Below are 20,056 nucleotides of genomic sequence, written 5' to 3'. Positions count from 1 at the left end.
TAGAACAATATGAATGTTTCAACAAAATTAGAGATAAGTTGAATTTTATATATTAGTGATAGATAATGCGAAAATTAGATTTTGATAACATCTATCACTATCATCCTTTATATTTCTTATGTGAAAAACTTATCTTTCATAAAAGATAATTTCTTATTGGAGAAATAAATTCATAAAAATCTGAGGGCAGTCGCAGTTGTCCGTAAAATTAAAAACGATGACTCTCAGAAAAAATTCGAGTCATCGTTTTTAATAATATTTAAGGCGGGATCACACTTCGTTAATACCAATTGAGAGAATGCAAAATTGCTAATCTGATGGTGCTTCATAGTAAATCGTGACCTGGTATTACACTCATTGAACACTTATCCGTTGTAGAAGAAACTCGCTCTACCATTAATCAAAAAAATGATTTAGTGGATGTTATCTTTTTCATTATTAACGCCATTATGGCGGGTGCGGAAGGCTGGCAGGATATCCAGACTTATGGCGATGCAAAACAGGATTGATTGAAACGATATCGCCCTTTTGAGCACGGCATTTTGCGTCGACACACGATCGCTCAGGTCTTGAAGTCTATTGTGGCCGAACCCTTGCTCGAAAGCCTTGTTTAACTTGGTGAATGAAGATCGAGAAGCCTATGGCAAACCTGTGGTAGCCTTTGATGGTAAGGTGCTTCGCGGCGCTTACCGTAATGAGAAAAAATCCGCACTCCAACTCGTTACAGTCTTCGACGTAGAGAATGGATTGGTACTCAGTCAACTGCCCACTGCCAACAAAAGGGGGAAAATTTGTGTTGTCCGTCAGATGATGGATTTTCTCAACATCAAAGGGAGTATTTTGACGTTTGATGCGATCCAGTGCCAAACGGAAACGTTGAAGAAAGCGTCTGAAAAAAAGCACATGTTGTTGTTCAGGTGAAGAAAAACCAACCCACGTTGTGGGGGGAAGCGCATGCTCAGTTCCAAACAGTGTTTGATGCGGAAAGAGAAAAAGTCATAACTGCGATGATGTAAGAAGCAGATGGTCGAAAGGAAGCGTGGTATGTCTTCCAACTGAAGCCTCAGTTTTCCCGTGAGCTACAAGAGCGATGGCCAACAATAAGCAGTATTATTGCAGTAGAACGGTATCGAACGGAGAGCGGAAAAGGCAGCGTTGACACCTCATACTACGTGAGCTCTCTTTCCCCTAAACATAAGCGATTGGGCCACTACATCCGCCAACACTGGAGAATAGAAAACAGTCAACATTATGTACTCGATGTTGTGTTCAAACAGGATGACTCACGAATTATGTTAGAAGGAGCAGTGGAGAATATTGCCTTTTTCGTCGCTTTGTGATGGACATGCTTAAACAGTGTCACTGCGGCGCACCAGGTCAACGAAATAAACACAAGAAAGCGGGCTAGAGCGATGAATATCGAGCTCAAGTTTTCTTTGGATAGAAAGTATTCTCCGGCCATGTGTGGCAGTCAAAGATCTGTTAGCTTCTTTATAGCGATAGCGAATCTGTAGTAGTGTGGAATTGTATATCTATATAGACACTTGTGTATTGGTCACCAAAATGTGACCAATATTTACAAAAAATAGACGACTCGGTTTAAAAAAGAAGTCATCATTGGGGCGATGAATCCTCAAAAAAGCCGACATACATAACTACTAGCATATTTATTGGGTTGTGAGGCAAACAGTGAAACTTGGTGACCTCTGTCTTGACATGGTGGGGGTCGGTGGTTCGAATCCACTCGGTCGTACCAATTCTATTCTCAAGAATTCCCTCTTCACCGGAATCAATATTCCAGCTAAAAGCACGATATTTCAATTAGTTAAGGCTAAACATCTACAGTTCACTACCCTACTCTGTCCTCATAACTTCCACCCAATTTTATATCTAGCCTGACCATCACTGGCTTTTCTATCACTGTAATGACCACGTGGTGACTAAATTCACGTGTACATCAAGAAGATTAGACAAAGCACTGACTAATTTTTATTTAGGGAATGGGTACTTAAATTTGATGAACATTACTAATACAGTGCTGATTTAGAAAGTCCGGAAAAGCCACATTAGACATCACAACAAGTTTTTATCTGGAACTTCAACGTCATTCAGCTTCACATGGAACTTACCACTCACCAACTAATAATCTGCTTTTTACACCCCTTACCTGCAGTCCCATTGCTTCAAAAACGGCTTCAAAGTCATTGCACCCTATAGGCACATTGGGTAATGACATTTCGGCTTCACTGAAAAAGCTTTGCTTATCCAATTCATTCTCCCAAGCCAGTTGCCAGAAATCGATAATCCGGCCTTTTGCATCCGCTAACCTTGATCTTGTAGGTACCCTGTCACTTTTTTGCAGGTTCTCCCTTACAGTAGTGGGTAATAAATTCCAACGGTCATTGTTAGGCCAATGAGCAAAAGGTAAACAATGATCAACATGGTAGTTGTCAGTTATTTTCTTGCCGCTCCATACACTCTGATCCCATCCACCTCTTGCGCGCAATATGTCTATCCGCTTTCTGGCATATGCTGTGTCATGTTCAGCATCAAGCCATACTAGGCAGTCGTAGTAACTCTGCAATGAGATGTTGCGTTCACGGTTAAGCTCGTATCTCTTCATTTCGGTGATCCACTGATTAACCACCAAGGGTTCAATCCAGCTGTGATACACCTTTAAACAATCCCAAAGACTTTCATCCAAAACAAACTGACCAAACGCGCCGAGAAAATCCTGATTAATATAAATACTGTCCTGAATTTTATGCGGAGTTCTCTCCATTTGAAAAACGGGATTCGTTTTGTCCCCTTGGTAAATATGTTTTACAGGGCCATCTTTGATGGTGCTGAGTGTATCCTTTATGGTCTTTTGGATAGCCTCAGCTTCTCTGCCAACAAACAGGCTGCCAATAGACAGATCTTCTGGCGCTAAATGCTTTATTCGCGCCCAACCGTCAGCTGAAACAAAACCTAACCCTTTATTAGTATTACTGTTCTGCTGTATTCCCTGTCCGTCACCAAAGTCTCTATCGAGAAGTCGTTTGTATTGACGGATCCAATACATGGCTACCAAACCGAGAGGCAATGCGACTTTATTGTCCGAGCGATCAAGAACAGCACCCGGATGGGCATCGGCAATTCTGAGTAAGGTGCGAAGAAGCGCTAATTTATAGGTGGATGATTTGTTGTCGTTAACAATAACATGACGAACTTTGAGCAAGTCACCGCTGCCATCATCAGGCAGAGAAAATACGAGTGTCTGCCATTTAATGTCATTTCGACCTAATGCATCGCTTTCAATGTTTGTTTTAAGACGCATCTTCAGTGCATGATCTTTTGCCAGTTGCTCTATTTCTTCGCTGGAAACAGAGTAGTTCGACCTGTTGTCATCAAAGTCGCCAAATCTTAGTGTGATCACCAGCTTTCCATTCGGTGCCAAAAAATTAGCGAGTTTTCTAAATGCGCGTTTCCGGACACTGAGTGGTACATGCATCCATACGGCCGACAGCACAATCAAATCAAAGCGTAAACTGAGCTGATCAACAGTTCTTAGCTCTGGCAGAATATCGCTGAGCCATACGATGTCTTGGTCAGCCGTCTGAGTTTGGCCATGAGCACGCAAACCTTCTGATGGCTCAACAGCGTAAACACTGCATCCTCGCTTGGCATACCAAATCGCATCGCGACCACTACCCGCTCCAATATCAAGAACATGGCAATTATCCATATCAGGAGACGGCCAAAACGCCTCCCAACTCTTGTGTACCTGTTCAAAAGAGACGGATTGATACTGAGCGTTAAATTGATCAGCGTGTTGATTGTAGTGTTGAATGGTTTTGTTCATTGATTGATAACTGCAATTACTAGCATCGTGAATATACTGGATTTCGATCAATTTGTCTGACGATGTAGACGTGGATTATTAACGACCCACAAAATTGCGAGACGTTCGTTATCACTTTGAAGGGCAATCTGTTCTTGTAAAAACCAGCCAAATCCATACACAGCTTTCAATAATGGTTACAGCGCTTTTAATCTTTGTTTATTTAAACGTATTAGAACTGACACCAGTGTAATTGAATGGCTTGATAGAAAGTTTTCTAACCCCTGATAATCAACAAATCACTTTTTACTCATACAAGGCTGTTCTTAAATGTAGTGAGCTTTTACTGTTGAGTATTGCGTGTAAAAAGAATCCTCATCCATTCCATCGACATAAAAAAGTACCCGGTGAGAAATGCTGCTTAGGGGCAGGAACTATGAAGATATAGCCTCTCACCGGGTATGTCGATGAAGCACCGACATCGACACTTCCAAACTAGTACGTTAACCGTGCATTATCACCGTCAAATCTTCAGTTTGCGGGCTGCGTAAACCTTAAAATTCAAAATGCTGTTTGTCAGTGACTTCAGTCTATGAGTTTACCCGCATAAAATCTTATGTTTTCGTATCTATGTAGCAAGTGGGTTGGTCAAAGTACTCATCGTACTCTTTTGCCAACTAATTTTGTGCTTTATCTCGGTGAAACCTGCTTTGCTGTTTGTCGACCTAAGGCGAGCTGGAATGCACTCTCTGATAGACAAATTGAGGTGGCAAGAGCCTATACACTCAGTGGTCTGGTGTTATCATCAGGTCGGAGCTTGCAATACGGCCGCTAACAGTTTCGTTAGCACCATAGTATGAGGATTAATACTTAATAATCAGGCCTTTCTGCGCAAATCATGGCAAGGCAACAAGAGGAGTTATAAAACCAATCACCTGATTATGACAAAGCACTCGCCTCATAAGTACACCTAATATTAGCTGCCTGCAGGATGAACAAGAGCCACCAAAATGTAGATCGAATTTTGACCGAGCTGAACAAAACCCATCAACACGCTTGCTGAAGAGCTGACTTTCGCTTCCTAGCCTACCTCCCCTATTGCGTTCACTATTTTTCATGCATTTGGGGGATAACTGTCTGCCTTTTCAACGGTACTTTAAAAATAGAATCAACAGCTTACAAGAGGCTAAATTTCTGCTCGTGTAAAGTGTGAAAACGAGAAAAGAAATAGTTACACCTTGTTATCTTATTCACGTCCCAAGTACTAAAGAAATACATACGATTTTCTCTTAGCCATCACCTAATAGTACTAACTTATAATCTCAAAAATAAGATAACGAACGGACAAATTATGTGGGCGGTTTTTGGTGGTTTGATTGGATGTTTTTTCGGTCCTGTGGGCGCTTTTTTTGGTTTCATAGCGGGACTTGCCGTCGGTAACTTAATGAATGGCTCTGTCAACTTTGATCCTAAATCGAGTATTGATTACTCCCATGAACCTAAAAGGGATGACTGGCTTCCCAAACGAAACCGTAACCAGCCTTTAACCAAAAGACCATACAAAACCCATAACAACACTGACTTTCATATCAATGGATTATCAAGCCTGGAAACATTTGGCGATAGCACAGACGAATGGTTTGACCAAGACACACCAGACACAGTCATAAGCGATCATGAAGAGATCAACCCTGAAAACGGACTTCCAATGATTGATGATGTTGATGTATTGGGTAACCCATATGGCTTCGATACTCAAACAAATGATGAGGTCATGAACGATCACAGCTGTTTCGATGATTCATTTGGCGGAGATAATGGCTTTTGAAGGCTCATGTTTTTGAGCCGACTTCCTGCCCAGCTCATATATAACCGCTCGGTCTTGCCTTGGGTAGAATCCTTCAAAACCATATTACGAATTCACATTAATTTGATGTGTTCAAGCTGTCAATTCACTAGCATGGTTTAGGCTATAAATGGTATCGATAGATAACGCTTTATTTCAATAAATTAAATATGGTTAGTCTTTTTTAATCATCCCAAATTCACTCTTGAATAAGCCTTTCAAGCTGATGATTTCTGGGAGCCTGATTTAGGAAGTGTATCCTTAGACACGAATAATTACAGACAATATTCAGATGGCGAATTTTACAAAAATATCTCTCTCGTGAGTCAGTATATTTTCCTCAAAGATGGGACTGTGATGGATAATCTTTTGATGGCTCGGTCTGGGCTAACAAGAGAAGAGGCTATTGGTGAATGTAAAAAGGCACGTTGCCATGAGTTTATAATGCAATTACCTCAGACATTCGAAACAGAAATTGTTGAAGAGGGAGATACCCTATCTGGCGGACAGCGTCAGCGACTCGCCTTATCACGTACCCTACTCGCTGAGGCAAAAGTCATATTGCTTGATGAAATCGGCTCGGCATTAGATGTCGAAAATGAAAACGCCATTATGGATATGTTACAAACATTACAGGAAGATAAGACCATTATTATGATTTCTCAACATATCAACATGGCAAAAACGCAGACCAAGTCATTTTCTTGGTAAACGGTTATGTCGAGGGGATCGACACGCACGACCGACTGATTAGTGAATGTGAGTCGTGTAAAGACCATTGGTCAATTACTTAGCTATCCCCATGTTTTCTCATAAACTCAAGAGGCGTTTCGCTAAATTTTTCTTTAAATAGCCGACAGAAATAACCGGAATGTTTGAAGCCAACAGCTTCTGCTACTTGCTGGACTGATACATTGCCCGCGATCAACATATCTCGAGCCTTTATCATTCTCTTTTCATTAAGATAACCATAGACAGTATTATTAAATACCTTTTTGAATAGTTTTTTCAGCTTATTATCGTTTATTCCTACTTCACGTGCTAATTCTATAAGCGATGGAGGAGATATCATATTTTCTTCTATAATTTCTGCTGCCTTAGTAATAGAATTCAAATCATACGTTTTTATTCCAGGGTAAAATAATTTCCTCTCAAGGTAACCAGAATATATAAGTGCAAGTAACTCTATAATTTTTCCATTTATGTAAAAGCTTAAAATACCTCCGCTTAGTTTACTATCACATATATCACATATTATTTTTGACATATCTGGTGTTGTTGAAAGTTGCCACAACATATTTTTGGTAACTAATTCTTTACCTTTAATGACTTCAATTGGAAAATTATTATTTTTACGATCTAATCTATGCATGATTGATGCGCCAACGTAAAAATTAATCATGTGTATACGACCCTTAGAATACGTAGCCTTACAATCAGCTTTGTTAATGGTCATTAGCATTAGATTGCCTTTCTTTACGACGTACTCCTCGTCAAATCCCTCTATCTGCATTGCTACTTGTCCGTCCAACACGATAAAACCACCGCATTGCTGTGTTTCGGTAAAGCTCATAGAAACTGGCTTTTCAAACACGTTATCGGTGAACATTACATCAATATTTGGACTCGTATTAACTAAGTGGCTCACGCCACTTCCTATATCATCAGGTGTTTTAACAATGTAGTCTGCACAATCGGCACAGTACTTGTTTTCATCACAGAATTCATCCATGCGTTCTAGTAAAAATTTACTTGCATAAGGTGTATCTTTTGCCATAAATACAAACCTCTGTAACGTTCAAAATATGGCAAAAGAGTGTCATATAGGTAGGTCAAAAGTCATCTGACATGGTGTATTTTGCGACACAGTGTTGCTTGATATGTCATGTCTTCCGTAGGGAAAATTCAAGCGCGGAATAAACTTTGTGTCTGGACAAGCGTGATAGGCTAATTCAGTAGATTTTAGAGATACTTTCTCACCACCAAAGAAAGAAATAGAACCGCTATCATCATTAGAATTATTTTTTTCTATTCTGCGCTCATTATTACTATCAGTAACTTCCCCAAAAATAAAAGGTGGCACTGTTGGTTTTATCTCTCAAAACTGCTGCACATACCTCCGCTTGCCCTATAAAAAGAGTGCGTATAGAAAGAAAAGAAATTTTTTTTCTTCATCTGAATGGTCAGATATTGGAGGAAAGCTTAGTGTGATTTTTTATCGCCGGCCAATATTTTTTTAAAGGGTAAAACAACATTCTTTTTTGACAATATTGTAAATAGTGATGACACCTGACCTCCTTTCAAGTCCTTACTGACAAGCAAAAGTTTTTTTACCCGGTCGATAATAAAAATGCACTTTAATTACGCAAATGAAAGTCGTTATCATTTCCGTTTAGTGCCTTTTATGTTCCCTTTAGCGACATTATGCTCGCACGATTTATGAGATTATCTAGTAACCAACTGAAAGGTAAGGAAAGAAGGGATGAATAATTTAGGTTCCGCGATCGTTTCGCTTCTAAAATTGGCGTTACCTTTAATGGTAATACAGTTGAGTCAGGTCTCGTTAGGGTTCACTGATACGATCATTGCAGGACAATACTTTTACAAAGATCTTGCTGCTGTTGGTTTGGGGAGTAATCTTTGGACACCATTTGGTATCTTGATGACAGGTATTTTATACATTCTTATTCCCAAGGTAAGTGAAGTAAATTTAGATGATAGCAAGCATAAAAAGAGTTTATCTTCTTTACGTGCTGAAGGAGAAAAGTTAGCACTTTTTGTAGGGGTATGTGCCATGGTTTTTATTTTGGCGATATCCCTGTCAACGTCTCTATTTATCGATGATGAGGAGACAGCAAATATATCAAGTAACTATCTTATTTTCATTGCGTTTAGTATGCCGGGGTTGGCACTTTTTATCGTCTATCGATTTATGTGTGAGGGGCGTGAACGGTTAAAGCCAGTTATTTTGGCGGTTTTCTTTTTGGCCTTGTTCAATCCGATATTAAACTTCGTATTGGTAAACGGTTTGTTTGGTTTTGAAAAGATGGGGGGAGCGGGGTGTGGCTTAGCGACATTTATCAGCACTTACCTCGCTTTTTTTGTAATGCGTTTTCTTTGCCGCAGGAACTTCCCGGCTATTTTTATAAAGCCAGATGAAACACCAAAGAAGAACGTTTGGAATAAACTATTGCTCCAAGGTTTGCCGATAGGTGTTGCGCTTATCTTAGAAGTTGTCGCCTTTACGGCTCTTGCATTGATGGCAGCACAACTGGGAACTCGTGTAATAGCAGCCCATCAAATTGCTATAAATATAACATTACTGATATTTATGATACCGGTCGCCATCAGCAGTGCCTCCACTATACGTGTAGCCCTCTTTCGTGGCGAAAAAGACAGACCAAGCATTGTCCGAACCAGTATTGCGGCCATGTGCATTGCAACCTTGTATGGAATTGGAATGACACTTGTTCTTGCAATTTACGGCGAGTCCTTAGTGAATCTATTCTCAGAAGATCGAGAAATCATATCTTTGGTCATTAGCGTCATTTTCCTTATTGCCGCATTCCAGTGGTTTGATGCCATTCAAATCACCGCCTCTGGTATTTTACGTGGAATGGATGAGTTCGTTAAACCTCTGCTCGCAGTATTCGTGACATACTGGATTTTTGTGGTGCCTACCGCTTATTTTATTGGTGTGAAAGGTGTTCTTTTCCCTGAATTTGTTGGGATGAGGACGATTTGGATTATCCTCAGTCTCGGAATAATACTTGCTGCGATCGTATTGTGTTGTCAGGTCGCGTCAGTCTTAAAAAGTAAAGAACCAGAGACGGTAGAGGATAATGAAAAGTCAGTTACGGGGAACGCCGCCGTCTCGGGTGAATACTAATTCTCGTATGAACGTCCCCATACTAAGCCCTTATGAAGGGCTTTCTAACTGCGGTAACACCAAAAATTCTGTCTCGTTATTTGGCTGGCTAAATAGGAAACAAAGATGGCAAACAATGCTTTAACAAATTTAAAGTGGTTGCTTCGACTTAGCGGAAGTGTCAGAAACCAACTCTATTTTTCTGTCGGGCTGACACTAATGCATAATGTATTAACCTTGCTCGGCACAGTAATTCTATTTCTGATACTTGATGAGTTAATCGAAAATACAATGAGTTATGGTGAAGTCACTGAATATGTGATCGCAATTATTTTTGTCCTCGCAATTCGATATACATGTTTATCCATCTCTGCCTATTTTGCACACAAAGCGTCGTTTTCACTAATAAGAAAAGCTAAAGTTGCGCTTCTAAAAAGTATTTCTTCCTCTCAATTTTTTTCACTTGAGAAGTATAGAAATGCAGAAATAGAGCAGACTGATTAGTGAATGTGAGTCATATAAAGACCATTGGTAAAATAACTTAGCTATCCCCATGTTTTCTCATAAACTCAAGAGGCGTTTCAGTAAATTTTTCTTTAAATAGCCGACAGAAATAACCAGAATGTTTGAAGCCAACAGCTTCTGCTACTTGCTGGACTGATACATTGCCCGCGATCAACATATCTCGAGCCTTTATCATTCTCTTTTCATTAAGATAACCATAGACAGTTGAGCCTTTCAAGCTAATGATTTTTAAAGGGCTCAACATTAAAAAGCGCCCACTATGGGGCGTAAAAAGAACGAAAAGTCACTCTTCCTTTTGGTTTTCACACATCAAATGAAACCTACACGCCAAGACATCAAACCTTGTAAGGTAAGACAAATCTATAACTAGATACAAATCTCCGTTTTCGCATCAAAAAATACGGCTTTAGAGAGATCAAAGTATAAGTTGGTCACCTCCCCCACCTTTACATCAAACTCGGGGGAGAGTCGGCAAGCCACTTCTTGATTGTTTACTTTCACCATAGCTATTGTGTCTGGACCGGTTGGCTCTAGTACTTCTATCTTTAGAGGGAGTTCGCTGGCAACATTTCCTGATTCAACCTGTTCAGTGATGTTTTCAGGTCGCAAACCAATCACCACATCTTGTCCATCGCGAGGTCTTAGTGATTCCGGCAAACGAATACCATGAATTTTACCTTCACCATCGGTGATGTTTAACACTGGGTGGTCAACTTCATTTAAATCCACTTTACCTCGGATAAAGTTCATCGAAGGCGACCCCATAAAACCGGCCACAAACATATTGTTGGGTTTGTTATAGATCTCTTTTGGCGTGCCGAGTTGCTGAACCTCTCCATCCTTCATGACGGCGATTCTATCTGCCAATGTCATGGCTTCAATCTGATCGTGAGTCACATACACAATGGTCGTGTTCAGTTGCTGATGCAGACGCTTAATTTGAGTCCGCATTTCGACACGCAACTTCGCATCTAGGTTAGATAAGGGCTCATCAAACAAATACAACTTGGGCTTACGAGCCAAGGCACGTCCCATGGCGACACGCTGGCGCTGACCACCGGACAATTGCGATGGCTTACGATCAAGAAGGTGATCAATTTGCAGCATTTCAGCGACTCGGTTTACCTCAGCGTCGATTTCATCCGCTGGCATTTTGCGGATTTTTAATCCAAATGCGATATTCCCTCTCACGGTCATGTTTGGGTATAACGCATAGGATTGAAACACCATCGCGATATCACGGTCTTTCGGCTCAACCTGCGCGACATCCCTGCCATCGATAACAATTTCACCCGACGTGATATCTTCAAGGCCAGCAATGGTGTTCATTAGCGTTGATTTACCACAGCCAGAAGGACCGACTAAAATCAGAAACTCACCCGATTCGATGCTGATGTTTATGCCTTTTAGTGTTTCTTGCTCCGCATTGCGATAAGTCTTGCGGATCTTGTTGAGTTGTAAAGTAGCCATGAGTTTATCCTTTTACTGATCCGGCGGTGAGACCACGCACGAAGTATTTACCTGCCAATACATACACAACCAGTGTCGGCAGTGCGGCGATAATGGCGGCGGCCATATCTACGTTGTATTCTTTCACCCCTGTGCTGGTATTCACCAAGTTGTTTAGGGCAACAGTAATGGGCTGAGTGTCCGAACCGGAGTAAACAACGCCAAATAGGAAATCATTCCAAATTGTAGTGAACTGCCAAATCACACATACCATGATGATGGGGAGCGATAAAGGCAGTAAAATTTTGAAGAAGATGGTGAAAAAACCTGCGCCGTCAAGCTTTGCCGCTTTTACCAATTCGTCCGGTACACCGATATAAAAATTTCGGAAGAATAGAGTGGTAAACGCCAAACCATAGATAACGTGAACGATCACAAGACCCATGGTTGTATTGGCGAGTCCGAGCTTGCCCAACGTTGCCGCCATTGGGAGTAAAATGACCTGAAACGGAATAAAACAGGCAAACAGCATGAGACTGAAAAACAAATCTGAGCCCCTGAATTTCCATTTACTCACTACATACCCATTAAAGGCACCGAGTAATGTAGAAATGGCAACCGCTGGAATCGCCATTTGAAACGAGTTCCAGAAGTACCCTTTTACTCCCTCACATGCCACGCCGGTACACGCTGAGGACCAAGCTTTACCCCAAGCGTCAAATACCCACTCTTGTGGCAAAGACATGAGGTTACCTGCTTTGATATCTGGCAAGGTTTTGAATGAGGTGATCACCATAACAAACAGTGGCATGAGGTACACCAAGCAGAAAAACAGCAAAGCCGCGTATAAGAATGCTCGGCTTAAATTGATTGGCTTACTCATCACTTTTTCTCCCTTAACTCAGAGTAAAGGTACGGCACTAGAATGGCTAAAATACCCGCGAGCATCATCATTGCACTTGCAGCACCTAAGCCAATTTGGCCACGGGTAAATGAATGCGCATACATAAACAATGCAGGTAAATCAGACGAGTAACCCGGTCCACCCGCAGTTAATGCAGTGACCAAATCAAAGCTCTTGATTGCAATGTGGGATGTAATGATCACGGCACTGAAAAACACCGGCCTTAAACATGGCAAAATGATCTTGAAATAGATGCTTGGTAAACTTGCGCCATCGATTTGCGCGGCTTTTATGATAGAAGAGTCGATACCACGGAGGCCAGCTAAGAACATCGCCATAACAAAACCAGACGATTGCCAGACAGCTGCGATCACCAAGGTATAAACTGACATTTCAGAGTTCACCAACCAGTTAAACTCAAACTCGGTAAAGCCCCAGTCTCGCACCATCTTTTCAATGCCTAGCCCTGGGTTTAAAATCCATTTCCACGCCGTGCCCGTGACGATGAACGACAACGCCATGGGATAAAGGTAAATAGTGCGTATCGCACCCTCTTGTCGGATGTTTTGGTCAAGAAAAATAGCCAGCCCTACACCCAAGACAATGACGATAAACATAAAGAGCAAACCAAAGATACCTAGATTAGTGATCGAGGTAACCCAACGGTCGTTTTCCATTAATTTCTCGTACTGAACGAGACCAGCAAAGTTGAAACTAGGCAAAAAGCGTGAATTGGTTAGAGATAAGGCTGCAGTCCAAAAAACGTAGCCGTACACACACACCACAGTGACGAGCATAGTTGGAGCCAGAACAATTTTTGGCAGCCAGTTTTGTAATTTATCGACAAAGCTGCGCGTCGGCGCCGATTTAGTTTTAGGCACTGTCAAAACATGCTCCATAACTTATCCTTGTTAAAAGGCCCCTAATAACCGCTGTAAGCGTCGGTATATAAGTAAAGTGCGAGCTCATCTTGAGCTGACTCTCAAGGGATATTCTTTTCGGGGAGAGCTCAATATCAAAACCAGTAGATCTCTCGGCGCTTTGGGTCGAAGGGCTACTGGCTTTGAATCGGACTTAGATAGCTGCTTTTACCGCTTTTGCCAGCTTCTTAACCGCTTCATCCGCTTTTGCTGATGGGTCGTTAAAGAAGTCGGTTACAACGTCGTAAATTGCCCCTTGAACATAACTGGTTGTCGACAAGCCATGCGCCATACTTGGCACTAAATCGCCACTGTCTGCACTGCTCTTAAATGTTGCCATTGAATCCAGAGCACAGGAGTCGAACTTGGTCATGTCCATATCTAAACGAACAGGAATTGAGCCTTTATTGAGGTTAAATACTTCTTGGAAGTCTTTAGTGAGAATGGTTTTCGCCAGTGCTTTTTGCGCCTTTTCATTTTCTGCATTTTTCAGCTTAAAGAAGGCAAAACTGTCGATGTTAAACGTAAACTGACCATCTGTACCCGGTGATGGCGCACAAATGTAATCTTTACCGGGCATTTTACCCGCCGCAGCAAACTCGCCTTTTGCCCAGTCACCCATAATTTGCATAGCGGCGTCACCATTGATGACCATTGATGTCGCCGCGTTCCAATCACGACCTGGGGAGTTACTGTCGATGTAATCGCGGATCTTCTGGAATTTTTCGAATACTTCCACCATTTTCGAGCCTTGCAGCACATCCATATCGAGATCGACAAACGCTTTGTTGTAGTCAGCACTACCAAGCACATCAAGGGCTACCGCTTCAAATACTGTCGCGTCTTGCCATGGTTGTCCGCCGTGAGCAAGAGGAATGTATCCTGCAGCTTTGATTTTTTCTGCTGACGCAAAAAACTCATCCATGGTTTTAGGAACAGACACCCCCGCTGCTTTCAATACTTCTGGGTTTGCCCACAACCAATTTACTCGGTGAACGTTAACAGGGACGGCGACAAAGCGACCCTCATGCTTCATCACTTTTGTCACAACGCCAGGGAGATTATTTTCCCATTTTTCCGCTTTCGCCACGTCATCTAAACTTGTCAGAAACCCAAGGTTACCCCACTCTTGAATATCATGTCCTTTGATTTGAGCAGCTGAAGGAGGGTTACCTGATACCGCACGAGTCTTTAATACTGTCATGGCACTTTCACCGCCGCCGCCAGCAACAGCGAAATCTTTCCAAGAGTGACCTTGTTCCTCTACCTTACTTTTCAGTACAGCAGCGGATTTTGCCTCACCACCAGAGGTCCACCAATGAAGCACTTCTACTTCGCCAGCTTGTGTGTACGACGTGGCAGCTAGCAATGATAGGATAATCAGAGTCTTATTCATTTTCATCGTCCATGTTGTTTTGGCTTTGCAGCCTTGGATTAAGCAAAAACGGGGAAAAGGATACTACCGAGCATTTCCTCATTTACCCTGAGTCTAAACATGGAAAAAACAGAATATTGAAACAAAAGGTAAGAGCAATGTAACTGAGATGTTACATTAGAACTCAGGGTCATGTGGAATAAGGACTTTTGCCTCCAGACCACCATTGAGAGAATTGTAAATAATGAGATCTCCACCATGTGCATGGAGGATATTTCGGCTAATCCCCAGCCCTAAGCCGTGTCCGTCCTTATCATTGGCAAGGCGATAATACGGCTCAAATACCAGGTCCAGTTTACTTTCAGGAATACCCTGCCCTTCATCTTGAATAGTGAGTTCTAATCGATCCTCGTGGTCATAGACAAAGACATGTACGCGACGCCCATACCTAACCCCGTTATCGATGAGATTGGTGAGCACCCTTTTCATGGCAAGTGGTTTTCCCCAAATAGGTAAGATAGGTTTATCTGGCAGGAAAACTTTGGTGCTTTCCTGATTATGACTCTCGGCAATCGATGCCAACATGTCCGTTAGGTCTACTTGAGTATTATTCTCATGCAAATCGGTCTCTCTTACACACTGAAGCGCTCCCTTCACCATCATCTCCAGCTCATCGAGATCGCGGTTAAACTTAAACCGTTTTTGATCGTTTTCCAGTAACTCAGCACGAATTCTCAAGCGCGTGATGGGGGTTTTTAAATCATGTGAAATGGCAGAAAACAAATGCTCTCTGTCAGTGATGTAACGGTTGATCCTAGATTGCATCCGATTGAATGCACGGGTCGCGGTTACCAACTCACTTGCGCCTTCTTCGGCCAATGGAGATTGTTCTGCGTCGATACTCATGTCGTTCGCTGCTTTTGCCAGCCTTTTCAATGGACGAACCTGACGACGAACCAATAAATAGGTTAGCAGCAGCAACAGTGTGGTTGAGAAAGCCAGAAACACCATCTGATCGCTACCTATAATGGTGTCGTCCAAGCTGATGTATGGGGCGGGAAGCAGTGCGGCGATATAAAGCCATTGATTGGTAGCCAGCTCTATTTGCACCACCAAAATAGGTGGGTTGAGCGGCTCAAGCGTTAGGGTATGGTGCGCCCAAGAGCGCGGTAAATCACTAAGAAGAATGTCATTTTTTAAGATTCGCAATGTATCTGGACGAGAAAACTCGACATCAATTTGCTGTACCTTTCGAAGCTTGTTATCAAGCACCTGTTCTACGGCATCAATAGAAATACGCTTCAGACGAGATTCCGCAACAGGATCGATCGACAGCCGCTCTTCATTAAACGAGACGAAAAATCGAGTCCCTCCCATATTCCGAATCTGATCTAAAACGATATGGCGGTACTCTTTAGGTAGAGACTGGAAAAACGTGACAGTTGAAGCAAACATATTCGCCATACTTTCCGATGCCGAACGGATACCTTCATACTCACGTTGCTTATATTGTGAATACCAAATAGAGGTTGCAATCCCTTGCGCAACCAAAACAGCTAACAGCGTTAAGAGTAACGTTCGAGCAACGAGAGAATTCGGCCACTTTAGCTTCATATAAGGTGCTCCCTATTATCGCTGGCTGTCATCGCTCATACGTAACGCTTGCCGTGAACATATAGCCATTTCCACGCATGGTTTTGATATATCTATTCCCTTTATCACCAAGGCGTTGTCGCAATCGACTTAGCTGTACGTCAATCCCCCGCTCCATTGGGAGTGCCTCTCTTCCACGCGTCGCAATAGAAATGGTGTCGCGATCCAATATTTCATTTGGATGAGACAAAAACAGCATCAACAAAGCAAAATCACTGCCCGATAATTCGATTATCTCGTGAGTATCCGAATGAGTCGCACGAAGAGAGAGTGTGTCTAGTCGCCAATCACCAAACACAATATTTCGGGATAAAGAAGGTGATGCACCAGCCTCATCTTCTTGAACATGCATTCGCCTTAACAACGCTTTGATTCTTGCTATTAATTGACGTGGGCTGAACGGCTTCGCAATATAGTCATCCGCACCGATTTCCAACCCGATGATCTGATCCGTTTCATCAGATACTGCTGTCAGCATGATAATAGGTACATTAGATTGCCTTCGAACCTTCTGACAAAGAGTAAATCCATCGTCACCGGGGAGCATTACGTCTAACAAAATCAAATCCGGATAACCCTGTTGTTGCAAAAATTCAGCCATGGCCTCGCCGTCTTCCACGCTTGATACTTGAAAGCCAGCTTTAGACAAATACTCTTCTAGCAATTCCCGGATCTCACTGTCGTCATCCACAACCAGAATATGAGTTTTTGTGTGCATTCCTTTGCCCATAACACATTCGTGCCTTACTAAGAAAGAGAGAAAGTGACGTACATTGTAACCATCCCTGAAAAACGTGCCGTTAGCAATTGGAGTTTTTCTTTTTACTGGGCCCCTGCCAAATGTTGCCGAACTCATTTTAATTGTTTTCTCTATCGTCCCCTCATATATTTACCGTGTATCAATACTTTAACGACAAGTGGAAATTATACTGTTCAGCACAAATGCCAAGAAGTCGAAAAAAACGAAGGAAAGCAACCCACCAAAAGTCCATACTGAACCATATGAACTGACCATTGGATAGGAGATATCATTTAACCCTTTCAAAGTAGAAAAGAAGATTAAGTTAACGGCACGAATAGTGCTCTAGAAGAATCATGATACTAAGCAAAACTATTAGGCCTTCCATCATGTTTTATTATTGATGTAGTGAAAAGCAATACTATCGGAGCTTAAAAAAATAATAATTGACGATACTGAAGCATCACTTGCAGGAATAGCTGAAAAAATTAATGCCATCAATATATATTGCACTACGGCATCCAAAATAGAAACAGCATCATCAGAATAACCAATGATCATAATAATATCGATTTATGATGCTAAAGTAGAAAAAGATATGGATACTAAAATAAAAGAAAATAGCTTCGCGAATCGTCGCCATTAACCAGAAATAATTACCTCGCTCAATATTCGTCAGCCTGATCAACTCCGCTTCCCGCAGTAAGACAACCGTAAACTACTTCGCCTCCAGATTTTCAGAGAAAAATTCCTTAAGACTCTCATGCACATTAACCCTTTTACCAACCAGTACATGTTTATCTGGGAGCTGAAAATTCGTGGTGTGCAAACACTCGCAAATTTTCACCGTTAATTATATTAGACAGAATGTAGAGATTATATTGGGTGGCGAAATTGGTAACACACTCAATGATATGGAGCAAAAATATGTCGGAGACTACTGGGTTAAGTCATCTTGGTTTATCGGTCGATGATTTGGAGGCAAGTAAATTGTTTTTTATCGAAGTCCTTGGATGGCAAGAGTCCGGTTATGACCCATCCTACCCCCGGACAGCGGTATCTGATGGAACCTTACGTCTCACTCTATGGCAAGTAGACAAGAGTTTAGGTGGAGCGGAATTTGACCGAAAGAAAAATGTCGGCCTACATCACCTAGCTATTAAAGTGGAGTCTGAAGCAAAACTTGATGAGCTATATCGTAAAATTGCCGACCACCCCAAATGCACCATTGAATTTGCTCCTGAGCTACTCTCCGGAGGTCCCCGCAAACATATGATGTTCAACGAACCATCGTGGTTAAGGATGGAGCTAATCTGGCAAGGTAGCTAAATGGAAATTTTCCCTACAACAAAGCATAAATGGTACTTAAAGCACTAAGTGTCAGGAGAATAAGTAAATATGAATGGTAAATGCTTGTGTGGAAATGTTGAATTTAGCATTGATGGACATCTTCCTCATCTTTATCAATGTCATTGTTCGTTGTGTAGAAAACTATCAGGTTCTTCGTCAGACACAGCCACTTTTCTAAATAAAGAACAATTTTCATGGCTCAAAGGCGAATCAATGATTAACTCCTTTAAAACTGAAACGGGATACCGTTCAGATTTCTGTAGCAAATGTGGAAGCAATGTTCCCCATCTAATGGACAATGGAAAACAGTTTTGGATTCCAGCAGGATTACTTGATGGTACCGGAAAAAGCCAAATAGCCGCTCATCTCTTTGTCGAATCTAAAGCGAGTTGGGACAACATTTGTGACTATGGCAAGCAATATGAAGAAATGCCCGACATAGAAATACTGAATAAAATATTACAGGAGATAAGCCGCTAAATGCGGCATTTACCTCATAAGATCATGAGGTATACCGCTTCTACATTGGACGTTGGTGCGGAAAAACTGAGAGTTGTACATCATTTATACGCTGTTGCTACGGCTAGTTCAGAAGTCATTTCAGACAGCAGTAGATTAGATGAAAATGAATTCGCATCTCAGAAGGTCTAATAAGATAATCAAGTTAACGCTGAAAATTCAATTTATTGAGAGCTAAATCGATGACACCACCCCAATAACTTAACCACATCACAAAGCTGGGCTAACCCGTCATGAATCAACTTCTTTGCAATCCGCTCCGATCTACCTCTAAAGGACCAGAAGCGGGAAATATTTTGCTCCGCTCGATATTCGTCATCTTAATCATCTAATCGCTCTACATATACGAAATCGTAAAGAGCTTCGCCTCCCTAACTGTTTACAAATTTATATTTCAAACAATAAGTTACCAATATTACAGAGTGGCGTTTTTTAGACCTGTTCCACAACAATACCCCTCTTTAGCGTAGCGGTTTTTGATATGGTTGTGGCTAAATACAGATATGGCATATGGAGCGTATGAGACTTTTACGGATTCTACTAACAGCACTTTTCTCAATATTTTTTGCACTAGGTATTTCGCAACTGGTAATGGGGGAGATGAGTTTTATCGGGATTATAGCCACGCCAGCTTACTTAGCAACAGCACTTGCACTGCATAATAGAGGTGGAAAATTCGCGAGGTATATAGGGTATTTCACTTGCTCTTTATTAAGCCTATCTTTACTTGGTGCAATATATTTTTTGATACTTCCATTCCTTGGCGATGCCTTTAAACCGATACCTTTAGTCGTACTCTTAACCATTGGTTTAGTTGGCCTCGTCTCTTTTAGGCTAATAAAAGAAAACAATAAATCTAAGGTTCTAGAGATTCATTGATTAATTCTAATATTAGGTCGGCCTCACTGGTCCGGCCTTAACTATAAGTTCTGCCATTGGTTCGCCATCTTAACTAAAATCAGAAAACAGTATAAAGTATTTTTTCTCTCAATATTAATCATATTTGTCACATCATCATCCCGCAGTAACGCAACCGCAAATATCTATACCGCCCTCATCTTCTACCTTTCAGATTCACACATTTT

General features: G+C 41.6%; 17 protein-coding genes and 2 pseudogenes. 9 read left to right on the top strand and 10 right to left on the bottom strand.

The genetic code is table 11. The annotated features are described in order from the left end of the window. Positions 1 to 347: 347 nt before the first annotated feature. Positions 348 to 1,408: pseudogene (locus A8L45_RS06525) on the top strand (ISAs1 family transposase). A gap of 717 nt (positions 1,409 to 2,125) precedes the next feature. On the opposite strand, the gene A8L45_RS06520 reads toward A8L45_RS06525, so the two are convergent. Next, positions 2,126 to 3,844 (bottom strand): class I SAM-dependent methyltransferase, encoded by a 1,719-nt coding sequence (locus A8L45_RS06520; RefSeq protein ID WP_068900438.1) that lies wholly within the window; start codon positions 3,842 to 3,844, stop codon positions 2,126 to 2,128. A gap of 595 nt (positions 3,845 to 4,439) precedes the next feature. Here A8L45_RS06520 and A8L45_RS24135 point away from each other — a divergent pair. From A8L45_RS24135 to A8L45_RS06510, 3 genes and pseudogenes are all read left to right on the top strand, one after another. Then, complete coding sequence (locus A8L45_RS24135; protein ID WP_139122325.1) at positions 4,440 to 4,658, top strand: hypothetical protein; 219 nt, start codon at positions 4,440 to 4,442, stop codon at positions 4,656 to 4,658. A gap of 516 nt (positions 4,659 to 5,174) precedes the next feature. After that, complete coding sequence (locus A8L45_RS06515) at positions 5,175 to 5,651, top strand: DUF456 domain-containing protein (protein WP_068900436.1); 477 nt, start codon at positions 5,175 to 5,177, stop codon at positions 5,649 to 5,651. Between the two features lie 267 nt (positions 5,652 to 5,918). Beyond that, positions 5,919 to 6,380: pseudogene (locus tag A8L45_RS06510) on the top strand (ATP-binding cassette domain-containing protein); the annotation flags it as partial. Between the two features lie 79 nt (positions 6,381 to 6,459). On the opposite strand, the gene A8L45_RS06505 reads toward A8L45_RS06510, so the two are convergent. Beyond that, positions 6,460 to 7,446 (bottom strand): helix-turn-helix transcriptional regulator, encoded by a 987-nt coding sequence (locus A8L45_RS06505; protein WP_068900433.1) that lies wholly within the window; start codon positions 7,444 to 7,446, stop codon positions 6,460 to 6,462. Positions 7,447 to 8,151: 705 nt separating this feature from the next. Here A8L45_RS06505 and A8L45_RS06500 point away from each other — a divergent pair. Together A8L45_RS06500 and A8L45_RS06495 are read left to right on the top strand one after the other, a co-directional pair. Further along, positions 8,152 to 9,558 (top strand): MATE family efflux transporter, encoded by a 1,407-nt coding sequence (locus A8L45_RS06500; protein ID WP_068900431.1) that lies wholly within the window; start codon positions 8,152 to 8,154, stop codon positions 9,556 to 9,558. Between the two features lie 105 nt (positions 9,559 to 9,663). Continuing rightward, on the top strand, positions 9,664 to 10,041 hold the full coding sequence (locus A8L45_RS06495; RefSeq protein ID WP_068900430.1) for a hypothetical protein: 378 nt from the start codon (positions 9,664 to 9,666) through the stop codon (positions 10,039 to 10,041). A 37-nt stretch (positions 10,042 to 10,078) separates the two neighbouring features. Here A8L45_RS06495 and A8L45_RS06490 read toward each other — a convergent pair whose 3' ends face one another. The 8 genes from A8L45_RS06490 to A8L45_RS24985 all read right to left on the bottom strand — a co-directional run bounded on the left by A8L45_RS06490 (position 10,079) and on the right by A8L45_RS24985 (position 17,663). Further along, entirely contained in the window at positions 10,079 to 10,306 is a 228-nt protein-coding gene (locus A8L45_RS06490; RefSeq protein ID WP_068900428.1) for a helix-turn-helix transcriptional regulator, read from the bottom strand. A 122-nt stretch (positions 10,307 to 10,428) separates the two neighbouring features. Further along, positions 10,429 to 11,532 (bottom strand): ABC transporter ATP-binding protein, encoded by a 1,104-nt coding sequence (locus tag A8L45_RS06485; RefSeq protein WP_068900426.1) that lies wholly within the window; start codon positions 11,530 to 11,532, stop codon positions 10,429 to 10,431. Between the two features lie 4 nt (positions 11,533 to 11,536). Beyond that, positions 11,537 to 12,394, bottom strand: coding sequence for a carbohydrate ABC transporter permease (locus A8L45_RS06480; protein ID WP_068900425.1), 858 nt, complete (start codon positions 12,392 to 12,394; stop codon positions 11,537 to 11,539). Continuing rightward, positions 12,394 to 13,314, bottom strand: coding sequence for a carbohydrate ABC transporter permease (locus A8L45_RS06475; RefSeq protein WP_068900423.1), 921 nt, complete (start codon positions 13,312 to 13,314; stop codon positions 12,394 to 12,396). The genes A8L45_RS06480 and A8L45_RS06475 overlap by 1 nt, the downstream gene beginning before the upstream one ends. A gap of 175 nt (positions 13,315 to 13,489) precedes the next feature. After that, entirely contained in the window at positions 13,490 to 14,737 is a 1,248-nt protein-coding gene (locus A8L45_RS06470; protein ID WP_068900421.1) for an ABC transporter substrate-binding protein, read from the bottom strand. Positions 14,738 to 14,887: 150 nt separating this feature from the next. Continuing rightward, entirely contained in the window at positions 14,888 to 16,324 is a 1,437-nt protein-coding gene (locus A8L45_RS06465; RefSeq protein WP_068900420.1) for an ATP-binding protein, read from the bottom strand. A 28-nt stretch (positions 16,325 to 16,352) separates the two neighbouring features. Further along, the gene (locus A8L45_RS06460; protein WP_068900511.1) at positions 16,353 to 17,081 is read right to left on the bottom strand and encodes a response regulator; all 729 of its coding nucleotides are present in this window, start codon (positions 17,079 to 17,081) and stop codon (positions 16,353 to 16,355) included. Between the two features lie 408 nt (positions 17,082 to 17,489). Then, positions 17,490 to 17,663 carry a hypothetical protein gene (locus A8L45_RS24985; protein ID WP_217492127.1) on the bottom strand — a complete coding sequence of 58 codons (174 nt, stop codon included), beginning with the start codon at positions 17,661 to 17,663 and terminating at the stop codon, positions 17,490 to 17,492. Positions 17,664 to 18,029: 366 nt separating this feature from the next. On the opposite strand from A8L45_RS24985, the gene A8L45_RS06455 reads away from it, so the two are divergent. The 3 genes from A8L45_RS06455 to A8L45_RS24470 all read left to right on the top strand — a co-directional run bounded on the left by A8L45_RS06455 (position 18,030) and on the right by A8L45_RS24470 (position 19,850). After that, entirely contained in the window at positions 18,030 to 18,431 is a 402-nt protein-coding gene (locus tag A8L45_RS06455) for a VOC family protein (RefSeq protein ID WP_068900418.1), read from the top strand. 69 nt (positions 18,432 to 18,500) lie between these two features. Then, positions 18,501 to 18,932 (top strand): GFA family protein, encoded by a 432-nt coding sequence (locus A8L45_RS06450; RefSeq protein ID WP_068900416.1) that lies wholly within the window; start codon positions 18,501 to 18,503, stop codon positions 18,930 to 18,932. Between the two features lie 549 nt (positions 18,933 to 19,481). Then, positions 19,482 to 19,850, top strand: coding sequence for a hypothetical protein (locus A8L45_RS24470; protein WP_175401929.1), 369 nt, complete (start codon positions 19,482 to 19,484; stop codon positions 19,848 to 19,850). Positions 19,851 to 20,056 lie beyond the last annotated feature (206 nt).

It is taken from the genome of Veronia pacifica (assembly GCF_001707825.1).
In the GTDB taxonomy this organism is placed as follows: Bacteria; Pseudomonadota; Gammaproteobacteria; order Enterobacterales; family Vibrionaceae; genus Veronia; species Veronia pacifica.
This window is presented reverse-complemented; position numbering and strand designations above follow the sequence as displayed.

What these genes read in the sequence shown, in the direction of transcription:
- A8L45_RS06500 (WP_068900431.1), top strand. Translation starts at nt 8,152, where the DNA reads ATGAATAATTTAGGTTCCGCGATCGTTTCGCTTCTAAAATTGGCGTTA.
- A8L45_RS06520 (WP_068900438.1), bottom strand. Translation starts at nt 3,844, where the DNA reads ATGAACAAAACCATTCAACACTACAATCAACACGCTGATCAATTTAAC.
- A8L45_RS06455 (WP_068900418.1), top strand. Translation starts at nt 18,030, where the DNA reads ATGTCGGAGACTACTGGGTTAAGTCATCTTGGTTTATCGGTCGATGAT.
- A8L45_RS06505 (WP_068900433.1), bottom strand. Translation starts at nt 7,446, where the DNA reads ATGGCAAAAGATACACCTTATGCAAGTAAATTTTTACTAGAACGCATG.
- A8L45_RS24470 (WP_175401929.1), top strand. Translation starts at nt 19,482, where the DNA reads ATGGAGCGTATGAGACTTTTACGGATTCTACTAACAGCACTTTTCTCA.
- A8L45_RS06480 (WP_068900425.1), bottom strand. Translation starts at nt 12,394, where the DNA reads ATGAGTAAGCCAATCAATTTAAGCCGAGCATTCTTATACGCGGCTTTG.
- A8L45_RS06470 (WP_068900421.1), bottom strand. Translation starts at nt 14,737, where the DNA reads ATGAAAATGAATAAGACTCTGATTATCCTATCATTGCTAGCTGCCACG.
- A8L45_RS06495 (WP_068900430.1), top strand. Translation starts at nt 9,664, where the DNA reads ATGGCAAACAATGCTTTAACAAATTTAAAGTGGTTGCTTCGACTTAGC.
- A8L45_RS06475 (WP_068900423.1), bottom strand. Translation starts at nt 13,314, where the DNA reads ATGGAGCATGTTTTGACAGTGCCTAAAACTAAATCGGCGCCGACGCGC.
- A8L45_RS06460 (WP_068900511.1), bottom strand. Translation starts at nt 17,081, where the DNA reads ATGCACACAAAAACTCATATTCTGGTTGTGGATGACGACAGTGAGATC.
- A8L45_RS24985 (WP_217492127.1), bottom strand. Translation starts at nt 17,663, where the DNA reads ATGATCATTGGTTATTCTGATGATGCTGTTTCTATTTTGGATGCCGTA.
- A8L45_RS24135 (WP_139122325.1), top strand. Translation starts at nt 4,440, where the DNA reads ATGTTTTCGTATCTATGTAGCAAGTGGGTTGGTCAAAGTACTCATCGT.
- A8L45_RS06465 (WP_068900420.1), bottom strand. Translation starts at nt 16,324, where the DNA reads ATGAAGCTAAAGTGGCCGAATTCTCTCGTTGCTCGAACGTTACTCTTA.
- A8L45_RS06490 (WP_068900428.1), bottom strand. Translation starts at nt 10,306, where the DNA reads ATGTTGAGCCCTTTAAAAATCATTAGCTTGAAAGGCTCAACTGTCTAT.
- A8L45_RS06485 (WP_068900426.1), bottom strand. Translation starts at nt 11,532, where the DNA reads ATGGCTACTTTACAACTCAACAAGATCCGCAAGACTTATCGCAATGCG.
- A8L45_RS06515 (WP_068900436.1), top strand. Translation starts at nt 5,175, where the DNA reads ATGTGGGCGGTTTTTGGTGGTTTGATTGGATGTTTTTTCGGTCCTGTG.
- A8L45_RS06450 (WP_068900416.1), top strand. Translation starts at nt 18,501, where the DNA reads ATGAATGGTAAATGCTTGTGTGGAAATGTTGAATTTAGCATTGATGGA.